The organism is Armatimonadota bacterium, from assembly GCA_039679645.1.
Lineage (GTDB): Bacteria > Armatimonadota > UBA5829 > UBA5829 > UBA5829 > UBA5829.
This window is the reverse complement of the sequence record JBDKUO010000009.1, coordinates 183313-201309: the sequence shown is the minus strand read 5'-3', so window position 1 is coordinate 201309 and position 17997 is coordinate 183313. Positions and strand designations below refer to the sequence as shown.

Below are 17997 nucleotides of genomic sequence, written 5' to 3'. Positions count from 1 at the left end.
TCCTTTGTTCCTCATTTATATAAACAGTATCTGTCTGCGGTCTGTTTTTGAATCCTCGTATGGCATATGGATCATGTCATCTAGTGGAGCAAGCTCCACATCAGCCCGGCGTATCAGTTTACCGGACACCTGATGCTTACTGAGACAGCTTAGGCGCAAAGTTCGCATTCACCTTCCGGAATATGCATACAACGGCAGCGGTTTATGCACGCTTGTTTGATTGACTTGGGAACTTGATTGTGATATCGTACATACATAGATAGAGTAGTCGGGGAAGCAGCGGGGACGGCCCCAATGTTTCCCTTTTTTGTATATCCGTAGAGGAATTGGGATGAACATTATTAAGCTATTCAGCGCCAATGAGCGCGAGATAAAGAAGTTTCGCAGGGTCGCCGAACAGATAACAGCTCTTGAACCTTCGATCAAGTCACTGAGTGATGAGCAGCTTCGAGCCAAGACGGACGAGTTCCGTGAGCGTATCGCCAAGGGTGAGACCGTTGACGATCTGCTTGTAGAGGCGTTTGCGGTAGTGCGTGAGGCGGGCATCAGGACGCTTGGTATGAGACACTTCGATGTGCAGCTCATCGGCGGAATGGTGCTTCATCAGGGACGCATCGCTGAGATGAAGACCGGTGAGGGCAAGACCCTGGTCGCCACTTTGCCTCTTTACCTCAATGCTCTCGAGGGCAAAGGCGCGCACCTGGTAACTGTAAACGACTTCCTCTCTAGGCGCGACGCCGCCTGGAACGGCCCACTATATGATTTCCTTGGTCTCACGGTCGGCTCGATCCATGGTCAGAGCGCCGAGAGCGGCGGCAGCGGCAACTCGTATATGTATGACTCGGACTATGTCGCCGAAAGCCCGCAGGGCTGGGATAAGCTCAGACCGGTCTCCCGCCGGCAAGCCTATGCATGCGATATTACCTATGGAACCAACCACGAGTTCGGGTTCGACTATCTGCGTGATAACATGGCTTTCAGCGCGGATGATCTGGTTCAGAGAGAGCTTCACTATGCCATCGTGGACGAGGTAGACTCAATCCTTGTTGATGAAGCCAGGACACCATTAATTATATCAGGCCCCGGCAACCGTTCCAGCGACATGTATTACAAGATGGACAAGGTTGTCCGCAGGCTCGTTAAAGAGCGCGATTACACAATAGATGAGAAGGCCAAGACGGCCATGCTCACCGAAGACGGCACGCGCCATGTCGAGGAGATCACAGGCTGCGGAAACCTCAGCGATCCTGAAAACCTCGAGATAAACCAGTACGTCAACGCCGCCTTAAAGGCTCACGCTGTCTTTAAGAAGGACATCGACTATGTAGTCAAGGACGGCCAGGTCACTATCGTCGACGAGTTCACCGGTCGACTTATGTTCGGTCGAAGATGGAGCGACGGGCTTCACCAGGCTGTTGAAGCGAAAGAAGGGGTCCCGGTCGAAGAGGAAAACCAGACCCTGGCGACTATCACCTATCAGAACTACTTCCGCCTGTATGACAAACTCTCCGGTATGACAGGCACCGCCAAGACAGAGGAAGAAGAGTTCCGCAAGATATATGCTCTGGACGTAGTCGAGATACCGACCAACCGACCCGTGATCCGCAAAGACTCGCCCGATGTGATCTTTAAGACGGAAGAGGCCAAGTTTAGAGGGATCATTACAGAGGTCCTTAAAGCTTACACGCGCGAGCAGCCGGTGCTGGTCGGAACGCGTTCAATTGAGGTCTCGGAGCGGGTAAGCGAGAGGCTTCTATCCGAAAGGCTCCAGCTTTTGGCCGCCACGATCATCCTGCGCTCCAGGCTTGAGGCCAATAAAGAGATCGGTGACGAGAAGCAGGAGCTTTTTAACCAGCTCAACGCCAAATTCGAGACCCTGGGGATAAACAATTTCAGCAAACTTGCCAAACGGCTCGGAGTCGAGCTTAATATGCTCAGCGACGCAAATATCAGCGAGCTGGCATCAATCCTGTCGATCAGCCCGAGGCAGACAGGCAAGCTCCGCGAGGCGCTCAAAGAGGGGATTGTTCATAACGTCCTCAATGCGAAGTACCACGAGATGGAAGCGCAGATCATTTCGCAGGCCGGCCGCCGAGGAGCAGTGACCATAGCGACCAACATGGCGGGCCGCGGCGTCGACATCATCCTCGGAGGCTCAAAGCTCTCGGAAGAGGAAGAAGCCGAGTTTGAAGACGACCCGACCGAACTGCAGCCTTTCGACAAGGCCGACCTGACCTGGGATATGGACTTCTGGAAACAGCACAATCCGGACAAGTTCGAAGAAGCTCAGAAGAACCCCAAGACACTCGGTGTGATCGAGCGCGGCGGCATGTATATCATCGGCACCGAACGGCATGAAAGCCGCCGAATCGACAACCAGCTCAGAGGCCGGTCCGGCAGACAGGGCGACCCGGGCGCGTCCAAGTTCTTTGTCTCGTTCGAGGACGAACTGATGCGCCTCTTTGGCGACAAGTCCGGCTCATGGATGTTCCAGGGCTGGCAGGAGCATGAGGCCATAGAGCACGAAGGCGGCTTGGGAAAAGTACTATCCAAAGCTATTGAGCGTGCACAGAAGAAAGTCGAGATGCACCATTTCGAAATGCGTAAGCACGTTCTCGACTACGACGATGTGATGAACGTTCAGCGCGAGACTATCTACAAAGAGCGCCGCCGCATCCTGGAAGGTGCCGACTTGCGCTCAACCGTAATCGGCTACCTGTATGAGAGTGTGCATGGCGCAATAGACATGTTCTGCCATGAGGGGGTAGCGCCGGACGAGTGGGATACCGAAGGGCTCTTCCACAATGTTAACGAGATACTGCCTCTGGAGTTTTACGCCAAGCCAGCGGACCTCAAGGGCAAGAGGCGTGATGACCTCTCCGACATGCTGGATGAGATAGTCGATAAGAGCTACGAGGCCAAGGAGCAGGAGATAGGTGTCGAGCTGATGCGCGATATCGAGCGCCATGTGGCTCTGGATATGATCAACCGCAAATGGATAGATCATCTCGACGCTATGGACTTCCTTCGCGAGGGCATAGGCCTGCGCGGCTACGCTCAGCGCGACCCGCTGGTCGAATACAAGAAAGAAGCCTATGACCTCTTCCAGACAATGCTCGAAGGCGTCCAGGAAGACATGGCCAAGATCATGTATCGAGTCCAGACTCAGGAGCCTCCGAGGCGCAGGCGTCTGACATACGATAATCTTGTCGAAATGTCAGCCGAAGGCCCTCAGGGTATGGGTGACAATCAGGCTCAAATGGCCCGGGTTGCCGCGACGATAAAAGGCAAGCACGGTAAGATAGGCCGCAACGATCCATGCCCGTGCGGCAGCGGCAAGAAGTTCAAGAAGTGCTGTATGGGCAAGTTTGAGCAATAAGTTCGGCGTGATGTGCTGTTCCTGGGAGTGTTCAATCACTGTCATTCCGAGGAGGAACGACGAGGAATCTGCTTTTTGAACCTCGGTAGCGATTTCCGAATTTTGATTTTTGATGGTCCGGGGAATCTTTCCCCGGACCAAAATACGCCGGAATCTTTCCGGCAAAACTGTCAGAGATGAATTTTAGCCAGTCAAAATTATTGATCAGAGGATGTCATGTCTGACGCACGAAAAGTAACCGCATACTGTGGTCTTTGCTGCCTGGACTGCATCCCCAATAATCACCGGCTCCTCGAACTTGTAAAAGAGCTTGCCGGGGTGTTGGATGAAGTCGGCTTCGAGGAGTATGCCGCCCATAAGTCGCGCCGAGAGCCGATATTCAATGGCTATCCGGCATTTCGAAAAGTGTTGGATGCGATACCTCGAATCGAATGCTCAGGCTCATGTTATGAAGGCCCGGTATCCGAACTCGGATGCGCACGTGATTGCTCGATAAGACGATGTGCCATCGGTCATGATTTTGCCGGCTGCTGGGAGTGTGATGAGGTCGATAACTGCGACCTCATGCGCTCGTGCAAGGGTTTTCACCCCGGCCTTGAGTCGAACCTGCGCATGATACGCGAGCACGGTATAGAAAACTGGCTGGATAAGCGCGGAATACACTATTGGTGGGATAGCCATGACAAAACAGATAACCTATAGAAGCGCAACAGCCGATGATTGTCCGGGTATGCTTGATTTGTGGCGGCAGTTTTGGTCACTGCAGAATTATGAGGCTAACTTGCCGAAAAAGATAGAGATGGATCCGGAGTTGGTAATAGTGGCCGAGGTTGAAGGGCATATCGTCGGCACGATTATCGGCGGATTCGATGGATGGTGGGCTTGGATATACAGGGTTGCCGTTCATAAAGATTATCAAGGCCAGGGAATTGCTTCAGAGTTGTTTACTCGAATTCACAGCAGGCTCAAAGAGCTTGGTGCGGATGGCGCCTGTTTGGTTTCTTCACTTGAAAATGAGTCGATGCAGGGATTGCTCAAGAAGCTCGGCTACAAAAGATACAGCCAGGCATATTTTGGACATTCGCTGTGATTATCTTTGAAACCCAGAGGCTGATAGCCCGTTATTGGGAGCCTAATAAAGATGCCGAGCAGGCCTTCCGCATCTATTCCCACCCCGAGGTAACACATTTCATACGCGCTCCAAAAGATATCCCGGCTAATGTGGATGAGCAGAGAGATGCGCTGCTAAAGAAGTGCGCTGAGTATAGTCAATTCAACGACGGCACCGGCTCCTGGGCGCTTGAAGAGAAGGGGACCGGTGTAGTTGTCGGCAGTGTCATTGTGAAGTGGCTACCGGATGCGGACCGTGTCCCTACAACCGATATGGAGGTCGGCTGGCATTTGGGACGAGAACACTGGGGCAGGGGTTTTGCCACTGAGGCGGGAACGCGCGCCGCGCGCTATGCCCTCGAAATCCTAGGCCAAGATGTTATATACGCCGTAGTCAGGCCGGCTAACGAACGCTCGGTCCGTGTGACCCAAAGGATCGGCATGCAGCCCAGGGGAACGACAGACAAATACTATGGCGTCGAACTGCTGCTTTTTGAGCTGAGAGCAGATAAGTAGAAGTGCCCGAACTCGATGTCCGAGCACTCCTTATCGCATCTCCGGCCATCGGAGTCTGATTACGCCTTCAGCACGCACACGGATGCGGGCACTCGTATATACGGCGTCAGACTCTCGGATATACTGAACACAAACCTGCCGTCCTCCGGCCCCACAAAGCCGGCCGTCATATCCTGACCGATTATTATTGAAGCAAACTGCTTGCCAGCAGCCAGCAGCGCTCCTCCGTTTTTGATCCCCGGAGCCTTGATGACGCTGCTTCCGACAATACTCTCCACATGCTGCATTTCGACCTGATAGCCCTGCGGATAGAGCCTGTATAACAGATTGTGCAGATCAGGCGAAAGAGCCAGCAGATATGGCCCATGAAAGCCCGCCGTATCCAGAGCGTTGATAGCTTTGATGATATCATTAGCCGCTGCGCCGACTTCGTCCCAATTGCCGAGCTTGACCGACTGGACTCCTTTTGCGTTGAGCAGCCCTTCTATTCCAAGCTCCTTGCTGCCTTCGAATATCAACGCATCCTCTGCCGACGCCATATTTATGGCGGCTGTGGCGACAGCTTCAGTGTCCAGTGAAAATCCGCCGGACTCGAATGCTGCCAGGTCGCGCGCTCCGAGCGAGAACGTTGTCTCGATCAGAGGCACACTGAGCACGCCTCCAGCCATTACCTTAGGATCAGCTTCTTTGACAATCCTGTCCGGCAGTGGAACGCTTTTCAGAGCAAGTCCATAAGGTCCTTCTATATCAAGCAATCTCCTTGCGGATAGTTGACTTTTTGCGGAGGAAATTACTATCTCGTCCAGCCTGGCCCAGACTTCTTCCGATCCCGAAAAATCATCACGCCCAAGGTACTTGTTCGCCATTTCTCTGTCCTTTCGTATAAAACCGCATACGTCCCATTAATCGGATTTAGGCTAATTTTACTCGTCTACAATTTAAGTGATCCTATCGTTAGTTCATCTTTCTCAGTCTCAACGCCGTCCTCATGCTCAGCCTTTTCAGCAGGCGAAGCCGGTTCAAGGTCACCTCTCGTCACTTCCTCAGCCATCTCTTTCACCTCGGCTGCGCCGTTAGCGAGCCAGGCGTCTTCCTCATATTGAGTGAGAATGTTTATAAGTTCAGTGAACTCGCCGACGTGTACACGTTCTTCATTTGCTATATCCAGAAAGACCTTTTTAGCCAGAGGGTTATCTGTAGCATCCGCATGAGCTTCGTAAAGAGCAGTAGCCTCCTCTTCCGATGCTATATCGAGTCTGAGCGCTCTGATCAACTCGCTGACCGTCATCTTTTTAGCCGGCACGTTTCCATAGAACGGATTTGCAAAACTGGGCATTGGGCACCTCCAATTTATAATGATCAGCTACAATCTACCCAACTCCAAATTCAGTCAAACACAAGAATCGATCAAACCAGCGCGCCCGCGATGGTGCTCATCATCGACTCCAGGCTGGTCGGTTCGAAGTTAAACTCTTCATATACGCGCATGCGGTCGGCCTCGACCGGCACTTCCGGCATAAGCTTGAACATTTTGATAAAGTCCTCAACGACCACAGGGTGCATGCCTGTCTGCCCAAAGAACTTGTGCGCCTGGTCTTCATTCATCTGAACGTATCGCACGTTTTTGCCGACGGCGTCCGAGACTATATCGGCGACCTCGTCCATTGTGTAATCCCTGCCGCCGAGAATATCGTATTCTTCTTTTTCGCCTTTTGCTCCGCGCATCAGCGATTTGACTACTGCATACGCGATGTCCTCGGTCGACACCATCGGGATGGGCACATCAGGAGCCAGCAGGGTAGATATGATGCCCTGGCTGCGTATCATATCCATCTGCTTATACAGGTTGTCCATAAAGAACGCAGGGCGCAGGAACGTGCAATCGACGCCGGAGGCAAATATGGCGTCCTCTATTATCGCTTTTGATTCAAATTGGGCGATTCCGGTCTTTGCGTGCGCACCGACCACGGACATATGCACTACATGGTCTATAGTCGAGTCTTCCAGTGCATGGCCATAGTTTCTGCCGATAGTGATCTCTTCTTCGATATAGTTATCGCTTGCGATGTTTATAGGGGTCATCAGAAATGCGCCGTCGCAGCGGTCCAGGGCTTCTTTTACATCCTCTACATTGAGCATGTTTCCCTCGACAATCTCGGCTCCGCGGTTTTTGAGCACCTCGGCCTTTTGCGGCGAGCGCACCATTGCCCTCACGGCGATACCGGATTCAAGCAGCATAGCGGCGACCCTGCCGCCGACATTACCCGTCGATCCGAATACACTTATCATGGCAACAGCCTCCTCCAAAAAATAGCTGAGAGTGGAGAGAAGAGAGTCCAGATTCCACTTTTTTCATTCTCAGCAGCGAACCGACAGGCTCATACTTTGATTCTTAATCTGTCGGTATGATAGCAATTTGCCTACCTAGCTGAGTTGTTTCCCATGGAAGGCGCTTTATCAAACCATGATTAACTGTTTCCCAGGGCGAACGCATGTCTCCACTTTGTTCGGGCAGATTTAAAACCTGCGCCGAAAAGGGCCAAATGGCATCTCTGATGCCACTACCTAACGCTTATATGCAGGCTTAGCGGTTAACGGGGTCACAGATCCCGAGATTGCCCCAAAGGGGCCAGATTGCACATCTGCCCCAACAGAGATCGTACGCGTTAGCTCTGAACTGTTTCCTAATTGCCATAACATGCGTAAAAGGCGCTTCGCAGTTTATGCGAAGCGCCTTTTATTATCTTCAGTGCCGTCATTGGCAACTTATGCTTTCAGTATCTCTATTTCATCTCTCCTGAAACAGTGTAGAGTCGTATCGCGGCGGTGAGGAAATGTTATCGGCCTGTGCTTGACCACAAGCATGTTACCTCCGTCTTCCGCACCGCAGACCTTTCCGAGCATGCCGTCATACTCGTCCCGAGTCTTCATCCTCACTATCGCTCCCGAGAACTCGCTTTGTGTCACCATTGACACCCCCTCGCGACATACTCCTCCCGGGTGCTTTAATATAAAAGCCCCACATGTGCCGTGTGCCTACCGAGTTTTTGAACCCTAGCGAACCAGGGCGGGGTCTCCTGCCGTCCTTCGCGATTTCCCGATTGCTCGGGACTGCCACTTTGGACCGGCAAGTAAAGACTCCTACAATTTTGAGTGTCGGCTCAAAACTTCCTCGACTAATCACGTACACCGCAGGGCTTTGAATTACCCATATTGTATTGCCATGTGTATCTTACCACACCATGGCACCCTTTACAACCGGAATTGAGGTTGATTCTACTGATTCTGCCGCACAAAGTTGAGCTGCAAGTCGCTTATCAGAGAGCGCAGCGCTATGCGGTCCTGCTCCTCTATGTGAGGCTGGAGCTTGTCGACCACAAACACGACCGTATCGATGGCGACCTTGGCCTGAGCCAGGTCCTTAACTATTTCTTTTTGCCCGGGTGCAAGCCTTAGGCCCATCATCATCCATGCCTGCTCTGCAAGCATACTGACCATAAATTCCATGGTCGCATATACGTTTGGCGGCGGCATGCCGGCCTGCTCATCTTTATCGGCAGACGGTTCCTGAGTCTGGTCAACTTTTTCTTCGGTTTTCGGTTCGGCAGCTTCTTCTTTCAAAGTGCCGTCAGGGTTGACTCTTCTCTTGTCCGTTACTATCGGTTCTTCCTCCATATTTATCGCCTCCCATGTGTATAGTAAGTGCAATAACCGCTATGGCCGCTCCAAGCGTGTCTGCTCCCAGGTCCAGCAGATCGAACGTGCGGCCGGGGACAAACAGTTGGTGTGTTTCGTCCGACAGGCCATAGATCGCGGCAATACCTATTGTGATAATAATCTGCTGCCACTTCAGCGCTGTTATGCTCAATGCCCGCCATGTAAGAAAGCCGAGCACTCCATAGGCAACCGCATGCTCAATCTTGTCCGAGTAATCAATCTTATCTAATCCGGGTATCGCAGGCAGTTTGGACTGGGACGACAGAAAAAATATCAGTCCCATCCAAAGGGCCACCGGCCCCCAGCGGTAAATTTTGCCTTTCATTCAATGCTCTTCCCAAGTTGCATCCGGGGCAGGAATCCCCCGGACGATCAAATATACGAGTGGTAGGGTTCAATCAATGTCTATGCCGGTCTGCTCCACCATCTCTAGAAACTCATCTTCCGACACTACTTTTACGCCAAGTGAGATTGCTTTATCGAGCTTTGATCCGGCGCTCTCACCCGCCACTACCAGGTCAGTGTTTTTAGATACGGACGACGACGGTTTCGCGCCCAGCTTGGAGACCAAATCCTGTGCCTTGTCTCGCGTTAATTTTTCAAGCGCTCCTGTAAATACTATTGTCTTTCCTGCAAAGCCCTCGGCCTGTGCGCGCATTTCTTCTGTCGGGTCGATTCCGGCCTCCTTGAGCTTCCGCAGGACCTCAGCCGTCTCTTCCTGATCAAAGAATGTAGCAACGCTCTTAGCTACAACAGGCCCGATGTCGGTTACCTGAGCGAGTTCTTCTTCGGACGCATTGCGAACGGCATCGATGCTGCCGAACTGCTGGGCAAGTGATGCGGCCGTTCTCTCGCCGACATGCCGTATACCCAGAGCATATATCAGCCTCGACAGATTTGCTTTCTTGCTAGTCTCAATAGCGTTTATTGCATTTTCTGCCGACTTTTGAGCCATCCTCTCAAGCGGAAGTATCTGGTCAACAGTCAGGTAATAAAGATCAGCCGGATCGTGAATGAGACCTTTGTCAATAAGCTGGTCGATCAAGGCCGGGCCGACACCGTCTATATCCATCGCCGTGCGGGATGTAAAATGGATCATCCTGCCCCTTATCTGCGCGGGGCACGCTATCCCCACGCATCTGGCCACGGCCTCGCCCTCGGCTCTCTCTACATCTGCCCCGCAAACCGGGCAGGTCTTGGGCATGCTGAACTCTTCGGGGCTGCCTGCCCGCTTCTCTTTTACAACCTCCACAACCTCCGGGATAACCTCGCCTGCGCGCTGGATCACTACAGTGTCGCCGACCCTGACATCTTTGCGTTTGACCTCGTCCTCATTGTGGAGAGTGGCGCGCGATACGGTGACCCCGCTCACCTCCGTAGGCTCCATAACCGCGACCGGCGTAAGCGCGCCCGTCCTGCCGACCTGGACGATTATGTCTTTGATGACGGTTGTCGCCTGGTGAGCCGGGTATTTGTAGGCAATAGCCCAGCGTGGGCTTCGCGAGACGCTGCCGAGCCTGGTCTGCATGTCCAGAGAGTTGACCTTGACGACCATGCCGTCTATATCATAAGGCAGGTCCTCTTTCTTGGTTGCCCACTCACTCATATACGCAATAACTTCTTCGATGTTCCCGGCGACCTTTATATTTGGGTTGACCTTGAATCCCCAGTCGCCGAGCGCGCAGAGTATCTCGTAGTGAGTCGTGAAATCTATCTCCTCATACGCTCCTACGCCGTAGCAAAACATAGTGAGGTTGCGCCTCGCGGTGATTTGTGAATCGAGTTGGCGGACCGATCCCGCTGCCGCATTTCTAGGGTTGGCGAAAGTCGGTTCGCCGCTGGTTTCGCGCTCCTCGTTGATCCGACGAAACTCCTGATGTTCGAGTATCACCTCGCCCCTGACCTCAACTAGTGGCGGGATATTCTTTGCATCGGGAGACTCACGTTTTGAATGGTGCATATTAAGCGGTATGGCTTTGATCGTGCGCAGGTTCTCGGTGATATTCTCTCCCTGAAAGCCGTTTCCACGAGTCGCCCCTGCAACAAGAATTCCATTCTGATAAGTTAGGGAGCAGGCAAGACCATCGAATTTAAGTTCGCACACATACTCGATAGGCTCCTCACGGTCGATGCCTAAAAACCGCTTGCACCGCTCATCAAATGCCCTCAATTCATCCTCGCTAAATGCATTCGCGAGGCTGAGCATAGGGATCGAATGCTGATATGGCGCGAACTCAGTTTGGGGCACAGCGCCGACTCTCTGGGTCGGCGAGTCCGGCGTAACTGCATCGGGATACCGGCTCTCGATCTCCTGGAGACGGCGCATGAGAGAGTCATACTCCGCATCCGATATATCGGGCTGGTCCTTTACATAGTAAAGGAAGTTCGCCCGATTAAGGCGTTTGCGTATGTCCTCTATTTGCTTTGCGACCTCATCCGGAATGTGGAGGCTGCCTGCGCTCATTTTATCTCCCATTAAGCCGTAGGGATGAAGCATTTGCTCATCGAGTTTTGCCGGGCTTTATAATCATCGCCGCAAATGATTCATCCGCTACCTACACATTCTCGGTCGAAGCATTTGCGATTAGAATTAACTAAAAAATGTGTAAAAGGGCAAATGCTTCGACCCTACTGAACAATGTTCTGTGCTTGTATGCTTCTGTTGCATACACATGTTATCATGCGCGCGATTATTGTCAAAGCGCCACAAAGGAACTTTCGCAGCCTAAGCGCAATACTATTAATGGTCCTATCCCTTCAGGTATCCTACCCGGAGGGTTCTGTCCGCTTGCAGCTATGTGTTTATATCCTACCCGGATGGATTCGGAGAAATGTGTATTGAACCCCTTCAAAATTCGTGATGTCATGGTCGATCCGCCTCTTGTCCTTGCGCCTATGGCGGGGGTGACCAACCACGCATTCAGAGTTATGTGCAAACGCAATGGTGGTGCGGGGCTGGTCTGCACCGAGATGTTTAGCGCATACGCAATTAAATTTCACGATCCCAGGACGGCTAGCATGCTCGATTGGACCGATGAGGAGCGTCCAGTCTCCGCACAGGTCTTTGGCGGCGATCCTCACACTGTCGCCATAGGCGTCAAGGCCATGCGTGATTACGGCGTGGATGTAGTGGATGTTAACTTCGGCTGCCCGGTACCCAAGGTCGCCAAAAGCGGGTCGGGCGCAGTGCTCTTGAAAGACATGGGTCTTGCCCGTGAGATTCTGGCTGCTGCGCGTGAGTCTATTGATGGCGCTCTGACAATAAAGACCCGTATAGGATGGAATTCCGACGATATTACTGTCTTCGAGCTTGCCCAGGCTGCGCAGGATGCCGGGATCGATGCAATATCAGTCCACGCGAGAACAGCAGTCCAGGGGTATTCAGGGAAGGCGGATTGGGATATAATAGCCGAGGTAGTTAAGTGTGTGGATATCCCGGTGATTGCTAACGGCGATATTAAAAACCCGATAGATGCCGCCAGAATGTTCGAGCAGACCGGCTGCGCAGGTGTCATGATTGGCCGGGCCGCACTGGGCGATCCCTGGATATTCGGCAGAACTGCTCATTATCTGAGGACGGGAGAACTGCCTGCCGAGCCGGATATTATGCAGCGGCTTCAGGGAGCCAGAGAGCATGCTGCCCTGCTGCGAATGGTGCTGGGCGAAGCCCGTGCAGCAAAAGAGATGCGCGGCCACTTAGTATTTTATCTGAAAGGTATGCCCGGCGCGCCTGCGCTGCGTAATAGGCTTATGACGACCAGATCGGTTGAAGAGATATTAGAGGTACTTGATGAAGCGTGTAGTAAGTGTTAGCCTTGGTTCCTCGACGCGGGATAAGACCTCGCAGGTAGAGATACTAGGCGAGGAGTTTGAAGTGTCGCGCATCGGCACCGACGGCGACATGGCTCGGTTTGCCCAGCTTGTAAGAGAACTGGACGGCAATGTGGATGCGATCGGCCTGGGCGGGATCGACAGGTATCTCTGGACAGATAAACGCCGCTATACCATCCGTGATGCCGATAGGCTGGCGAAAAATGCCGTAAAGACCCCGGTTGTCGACGGCAGCGGGGTTAAGAACACACTCGAACGCAGGACTATAGAGTATCTGCAGGATAATAGTCTCGTGGACTTCGGCAAGAGCAATGTCCTGGTTACCAGCGCAGTGGACAGGTTCGGCATGGCCCAGACTATCGCCAAGTTGTCCAAGAGTGTGGTCTACGGTGATCTGATGTTCGCCTGCAATATCCCGATACCGATGCGCTCCTACGGGGCTATTCGTGCAGCCGCACAGGCTCTGCTGCCGATTGTCTGCATTCTGCCGTTTGAGTGGATCTATCCCACCGGCAAGAAGCAGGAGATCACGGTCCCGAAATATCAAAAGTATTATGACTGGGCGGATGTAGTCGCGGGTGACTGGCATTTTCTCAGGCGGACCATGCCCACCATCGAGTCCGGTCTGCTTAAGGGAAAAGTTATCATAACCAACACACTGACCGAGCAGGATGTCGAGATGCTCAAAGACCATGAGGTCCATCTTATTGCCACGGCCACACCTGAGCTTTCCGGTCGCAACTTCGGGACAAATGTGCTTGAAGGCGTTCTGATTACTCTGCTGGGCAAGCGCCCTGAGGAGACGAGCGTAGAGGACTATTCTCGGCTGCTTGAACAAATGAACTGGAAGCCTACCATAACCCAACTGACTTAAGAATAATACAGGACGTTATGACGTTGTGACGTTATGACATTGTGACGTAAGGACGGAGAACATTGGAGAAATTCGCATTTGTAATGCATCCGATATCGGCTAAACGGGACATCGCGCGCAAGTATCCATTTGTGGAAATGCTTCCCGAGAGCTGGATCGAGTTCGCATTGAGATATAAGAGTCCGATGGATGTATCGCACATCACCGGGGTCAAATCGATCACCGGGGTCGAGGCGGAAGGCTGGTTTGTCGGCTGCCCGCTCTCGCCCAAGCTGATGCTCGAACTCCCGATTGCAGAGGTTTGGAGGAAGATTATTGCCACGGTGAAGCTTGCGGAGGATCACGGCGCAAAGATCGTCGGCCTGGGCGCGTTTACATCAGTGGTCGGCGACGGCGGTATAACGGTCGCCAAACACTCCAATATAGCCGTCACGACGGGCAACAGCTACACCATCGCAACAGCCATAGAGGGCTCACTTAAGGGCGCGGAGTTGATGGGTATTGACCCTGCCGAGGCGCATGTAGCGGTGGTCGGGGCTACAGGCTCGATAGGCAAGACCTGTGCGCGCATACTCTCACGAACCGCAGCGTCGACAACTCTCGTGGGACGCGCAAAGGACCGTCTGGAAGTCCTTGCCGATGAAATGTCATCCGAAGCGAATGGTAAAGTAAGCGCGACAACCGATATCGAGGATGGCATAAAAGATGCGGATATAGTGGTCACAGTCTCCAGCGCAGTCGATTCGATCATAGAGCCGCATTTTATTAAGAGTGGGGCAGTAGTCTGCGATGTTGCCCGTCCGAGAGATGTCTCTGTCAAAGTCCAAAAGGAGCGCAACGACGTCCTGGTGATAGAAGGCGGCGTTATCGAGCCACCCGGGGATGTGGACTTCGGCTTCAACTTCGGCTTTCCTCCAAAGACAGCCTACGCGTGCATGTCAGAGACCATGATGCTCGCGCTTGACGGCCGCTACGAGAACTTCACCTTGGGCAAGGAGGTCTCTGTGGAGCAGGTCGAGCAGATCAGCCGGATTGCGAAGAAACATGGATTCAAATTAGCTGGTTTCAGGAGCTTTGAGAAGGCCGTGACCGATGAGCAGATTGAGCAGATCAAGAAGAATGTGAAGCGATAGGCCGAATTCTACTTCGCGCACGATCAAATGATCATGCGATAGGCTGGCATGCCCGGCTGCTCCGGCGATATTGACGAATATCTGGAGACTACCTGGTGCCGAACTAAGTGAGCCGTCTTATGCAGTAATGGTTATCATAAAAAATATGTAATGACGGTTGCTTTCAAAAGCTGCTATAGGCAAAAAAAGAAGAAAGTAGTATGAAGACAATTAGTTGTTTCGGCAGCAGCTAAATACAGTCAAGCTCTCAATGATAACAAAGCCCGCTGCCGAAACCGTCGAACCATACAAGCAATCATACGGCATGTTGGCATGTATGTCGGCTCCGGCACCGAGGCTGGATAATATTGATGACTATCTGGAAACTACCTGGTGCCGAAGCAACGAAAGACTCGTCATCTTCGATGGCGGCTTCGGCCGCTTCGCAACCGAAGCAACCAACGCCCGATATCACGCAATATCTACTTCATCTTCACCATGCTCATCTTCATATCCATTTTCATCTCACCCGTGCCCGCAGCAGCTCCAGGCATATCGGTCTTTATTGTTACAGTTGAGGCAGTATGAGTTTCTATCAGCTTACCTTCAGTGATCGAAAAGTAAATTACCCCATGTCCATCGATATCCATAGTGCCTTTGGACATAAAACCTTGAGCTTGAGAGCTTCCTTTTTTGAGTTTCTTCGCCATCTCGCTTAAATTGCAGTGACCTGCGTACTTCTGAATTATTTTTGCGGCGGTGGTCCCGGCAATCGGGACATTTAATGCTGCGAGCCTGGAGACAACTCTCATATCGCCGCCAAACGGCATTGGGACTGTAGTCTCATAACTGTCGCCCAGTTTCAGCCGCTTCCCCGGCATATGGTAAGAGCTCATCTGATTAAAAAGACTTTTCATATCCATACCGTTCTGCTGCTGTGCTCCGCTCGTAATATTGACGTTTCCAAATTCACCATCCTTAGACATCGTCATAGTATATTTTTGATCCGGCATAGACGGTATCATACCGGCAGGCATACCCGGCGCCGTCATCTGAAAATTGCTGAGCGCAACCTCAACATTGGCCGATCCATTCCACTTTACATTCAGAACTTTTTGGGTTGTAATGCAGCTGGTGTCCACAGTCATGGCCGAAGATCCGCCGGTCAGCTTGCTTGGCATGCCGGGCATAGTCATGGTCATATCCATTGTGGTCTTATATTTGTCGACCTGGCCAGGCTTGAATTTATACTCAAAGTTCAGTCCATTTGCCCTGTTTCCCGAAATTACAAAATACAACCCGACTGCAATAGCGATAACAATTACAATTGGAATTACACGTTTCATAACTATCCTCCCATTTATCCCCACACTTAACTAAGCACGGCCGCTTGCCGCATGGGAAATGATTCGCCGCGGCCACACATGTTCCTTTTTATTATGATGAACTATCCTGGCGGCGGGTTCTGCGCAAGGTGATCGCTATCGCAAGTATCGCTACCAAGAAGCCCACCGCCGGCATGATCATAATGCAGTACGTGCCCACCCCAAAGTGATGAAGTTCCTTCTGTTTCTCAGATGGCTCAAAAAATGGCATCACGAGAAACATCGCGAGAGTCACCGTCATAAGCCAGACTCCTACAAGCGACTTGACGCGGTTGTGTCTGGCGGTGGTTATGCTCTGAACCGATGGTGTTTCGTCAGGAATGAAAACTTTGCGCGCGGCCTCCGAATCGCCTCGGAGGAAGCAGTTCAATGCATATCGGACCACTCGACACGCATTGTCTTGCAGTTCCACTGCTTCAAAGCTGCGACCAACGGATAGTTGCCGGGTGACCTTCAGCTCTTTGGCGGTCATTGTCGCGGTGCAAGCGCCGTCCCAGGTGATTGTGACTCGGGAACCGCCGGCGAAGAGTGTGATTCCGTCGGCGCGCCATTTGTAGTCCACCACCAGCCAGAGTCCGCCCAGAAACTTCGCAAACGATAGCAGTTCCGTCCTGGTCAGCCTGCGTCCCAGCGATTGATCATCCTCGAAGTCCCCGAAGATGCCCATCGCGCTGCCCGTGAACAGATTGTAGCCAACTCTTAGGGGGGTTGCCTGGTTGGTGAAGTAGGCTATTATATTGCTCAACAGCCCCGCTATAAAAAACAGGTAGGGCGATGCATGGAAGAAAGCAAACGCGACAATGGAAATGAAGATAATCGCAATTCCGAGCGCCCCTCCGATCACCGCTGTGCTCGTGTTTACTCGAAGAGGTTTGAATGCTCGCCAGGTCATATAAGCCCACAGCAGACTGACGACCTGGGTCATTGCGTACATGGCGTTTTCTTGGCGGTGTGAAATCAACAGCCCCCAGACCACGAAAACTATGAACATCCAGGCCACACCTTTTATGTAGCCGCGCCTGATAGACGCTTTGATTGGCCGTTTCTCCGGTTTGTCTTCAAGGCAGGCCTCGTCCAGCTTGGAATACATCGTAAATAGGCCTAACATCGCAAGTGCCTGAGCTGCTGCCATCCACATTACAAACGAGAGCGAGGCAAACAGCTTGCCGAAGATAACAGTAAGCGCTCCGCCACTGCCGATTGCGCCTGTCGGCGAAAGCGGAAGCAGAACGAGCACTGAACGCGTGAAATCTTTACTCGGCTGCAGATTATCCAGCGTTTCTTCGAGTTTCTGCTCCAACTGAATACGCAAAGCAAGACGAGCGCGGTGGAGCCTGGTGCGCAGAGCCTGCTCGGTTATTCCGAGCGCTGCGGCGGTCTCGGAAATGCTTTTACCTTCGATGTAAAAGAGAGTGAGCGCTTCACGATGAATATCAGGCAGTTCGGCAAAGGACTGCCAGAGCTGCTTCGTCAGCGATTCGCTCTCGTCGCGGCATTGCTGCGGCTCCGCGGATTCGAGGACTGCCCATCGCTGTTTGAACGCATCCTCGCGCCTGGTTTTGCGGCTCAGAGAGTTGCTGACATTGCGGGCGATCCTGGCGAGCCAGCCCTGAAACTTATCGGGCTCGCGAAGGGTTGCGAGATATGTGTAGGCCTTGATAAAGGTTTCCTGCGCGGCGTCCTCTGAGAGATCGACATCACCCAAACGGCTCCATGCGATGCCGTAGACCATCTTCTTATACTTCTCGATCAGAGACGCATAGCCGGTCTTGTCGCCCCGCATAATGTCGCTTATCAGTTGTGAATCGTTAATCTGCATTACCCACCTCCGGCGTCTTCATACTTAATGACACCGGTCATATGAAAAGGTTACTGAATATTTCGTTCGTTGCTTCGGTTCCAGAGCGAAGCGGCGGGGCCGAAGCCGAGTCTGGAAGACTCTTCATCTTCGATGGCGGATTCGGCCGCTTCGCAACCGAAACAACTTAAGCAACATTTAAGAGCAATATGCGAAGCCATTTTTCGCACCAGGGGATCAGTGTGCCGGGGAAATCGAAGATGACGCCGTTATAT

16 protein-coding genes and 1 other RNA gene are annotated in these 17997 nt (G+C 52.4%); 7 read left to right on the top strand and 10 right to left on the bottom strand.

The window, feature by feature from the left end:
* Positions 1-331: 331 nt before the first annotated feature.
* The 4 genes from secA to ABFD83_02180 all read left to right on the top strand — a co-directional run bounded on the left by secA (position 332) and on the right by ABFD83_02180 (position 5005).
* A complete protein-coding gene (secA, locus tag ABFD83_02195) occupies positions 332-3379 on the top strand; it encodes a preprotein translocase subunit SecA (GenBank protein ID MEN6355876.1) in 3048 nt (1015 codons plus the stop codon).
* Between the two features lie 216 nt (positions 3380-3595).
* Positions 3596-4081 (top strand): DUF3795 domain-containing protein, encoded by a 486-nt coding sequence (locus ABFD83_02190; GenBank protein MEN6355875.1) that lies wholly within the window; start codon positions 3596-3598, stop codon positions 4079-4081.
* A complete protein-coding gene (locus tag ABFD83_02185) occupies positions 4059-4469 on the top strand; it encodes a GNAT family N-acetyltransferase (protein ID MEN6355874.1) in 411 nt (136 codons plus the stop codon). Before ABFD83_02190 ends, ABFD83_02185 begins: the two co-directional genes overlap by 23 nt.
* Positions 4466-5005 (top strand): GNAT family N-acetyltransferase, encoded by a 540-nt coding sequence (locus ABFD83_02180; GenBank protein ID MEN6355873.1) that lies wholly within the window; start codon positions 4466-4468, stop codon positions 5003-5005. The genes ABFD83_02185 and ABFD83_02180 overlap by 4 nt, the downstream gene beginning before the upstream one ends.
* Positions 5006-5064: 59 nt before the next feature.
* On the opposite strand, the gene ABFD83_02175 is transcribed toward ABFD83_02180, so the two are convergent.
* From ABFD83_02175 to ligA, 8 genes are all read right to left on the bottom strand, one after another.
* A complete protein-coding gene (locus ABFD83_02175; protein ID MEN6355872.1) occupies positions 5065-5871 on the bottom strand; it encodes a family 1 encapsulin nanocompartment shell protein in 807 nt (268 codons plus the stop codon).
* Positions 5872-5936: 65 nt separating this feature from the next.
* On the bottom strand, positions 5937-6341 hold the full coding sequence (locus tag ABFD83_02170; protein ID MEN6355871.1) for a ferritin family protein: 405 nt from the start codon (positions 6339-6341) through the stop codon (positions 5937-5939).
* 71 nt (positions 6342-6412) lie between these two features.
* A complete protein-coding gene (locus ABFD83_02165) occupies positions 6413-7294 on the bottom strand; it encodes an NmrA family NAD(P)-binding protein (GenBank protein MEN6355870.1) in 882 nt (293 codons plus the stop codon).
* A gap of 477 nt (positions 7295-7771) precedes the next feature.
* Positions 7772-7975: a hypothetical protein gene (locus ABFD83_02160; protein MEN6355869.1), complete on the bottom strand. Its 204-nt coding sequence runs from the start codon at positions 7973-7975 to the stop codon at positions 7772-7774.
* A 42-nt stretch (positions 7976-8017) separates the two neighbouring features.
* Positions 8018-8206, bottom strand: a non-coding RNA gene (gene ssrS / locus ABFD83_02155) — 6S RNA.
* Positions 8207-8281: 75 nt separating this feature from the next.
* Positions 8282-8680 (bottom strand): DUF1844 domain-containing protein, encoded by a 399-nt coding sequence (locus ABFD83_02150; protein ID MEN6355868.1) that lies wholly within the window; start codon positions 8678-8680, stop codon positions 8282-8284.
* Positions 8634-9047, bottom strand: coding sequence for a VanZ family protein (locus ABFD83_02145; protein ID MEN6355867.1), 414 nt, complete (start codon positions 9045-9047; stop codon positions 8634-8636). The genes ABFD83_02150 and ABFD83_02145 overlap by 47 nt, the downstream gene beginning before the upstream one ends.
* A gap of 69 nt (positions 9048-9116) precedes the next feature.
* A complete protein-coding gene (ligA, locus tag ABFD83_02140) occupies positions 9117-11186 on the bottom strand; it encodes an NAD-dependent DNA ligase LigA (protein ID MEN6355866.1) in 2070 nt (689 codons plus the stop codon).
* A 374-nt stretch (positions 11187-11560) separates the two neighbouring features.
* Here ligA and dusB point away from each other — a divergent pair, with 374 nt between their 5' ends.
* From dusB to ABFD83_02125, 3 genes are all read left to right on the top strand, one after another.
* On the top strand, positions 11561-12535 hold the full coding sequence (gene dusB, locus ABFD83_02135; GenBank protein ID MEN6355865.1) for a tRNA dihydrouridine synthase DusB: 975 nt from the start codon (positions 11561-11563) through the stop codon (positions 12533-12535).
* Positions 12513-13427, top strand: coding sequence for a quinate 5-dehydrogenase (locus ABFD83_02130; GenBank protein ID MEN6355864.1), 915 nt, complete (start codon positions 12513-12515; stop codon positions 13425-13427). The genes dusB and ABFD83_02130 overlap by 23 nt, the downstream gene beginning before the upstream one ends.
* A gap of 62 nt (positions 13428-13489) precedes the next feature.
* A complete protein-coding gene (locus tag ABFD83_02125) occupies positions 13490-14560 on the top strand; it encodes a shikimate dehydrogenase (protein MEN6355863.1) in 1071 nt (356 codons plus the stop codon).
* A 461-nt stretch (positions 14561-15021) separates the two neighbouring features.
* On the opposite strand, the gene ABFD83_02120 is transcribed toward ABFD83_02125, so the two are convergent.
* Both ABFD83_02120 and ABFD83_02115 read right to left on the bottom strand, forming a co-directional pair.
* Positions 15022-15885 (bottom strand): hypothetical protein, encoded by an 864-nt coding sequence (locus tag ABFD83_02120; protein MEN6355862.1) that lies wholly within the window; start codon positions 15883-15885, stop codon positions 15022-15024.
* A 91-nt stretch (positions 15886-15976) separates the two neighbouring features.
* Entirely contained in the window at positions 15977-17743 is a 1767-nt protein-coding gene (locus ABFD83_02115; protein MEN6355861.1) for an RNA polymerase sigma factor, read from the bottom strand.
* Between the last annotated feature and the right edge of the window lie 254 nt (positions 17744-17997).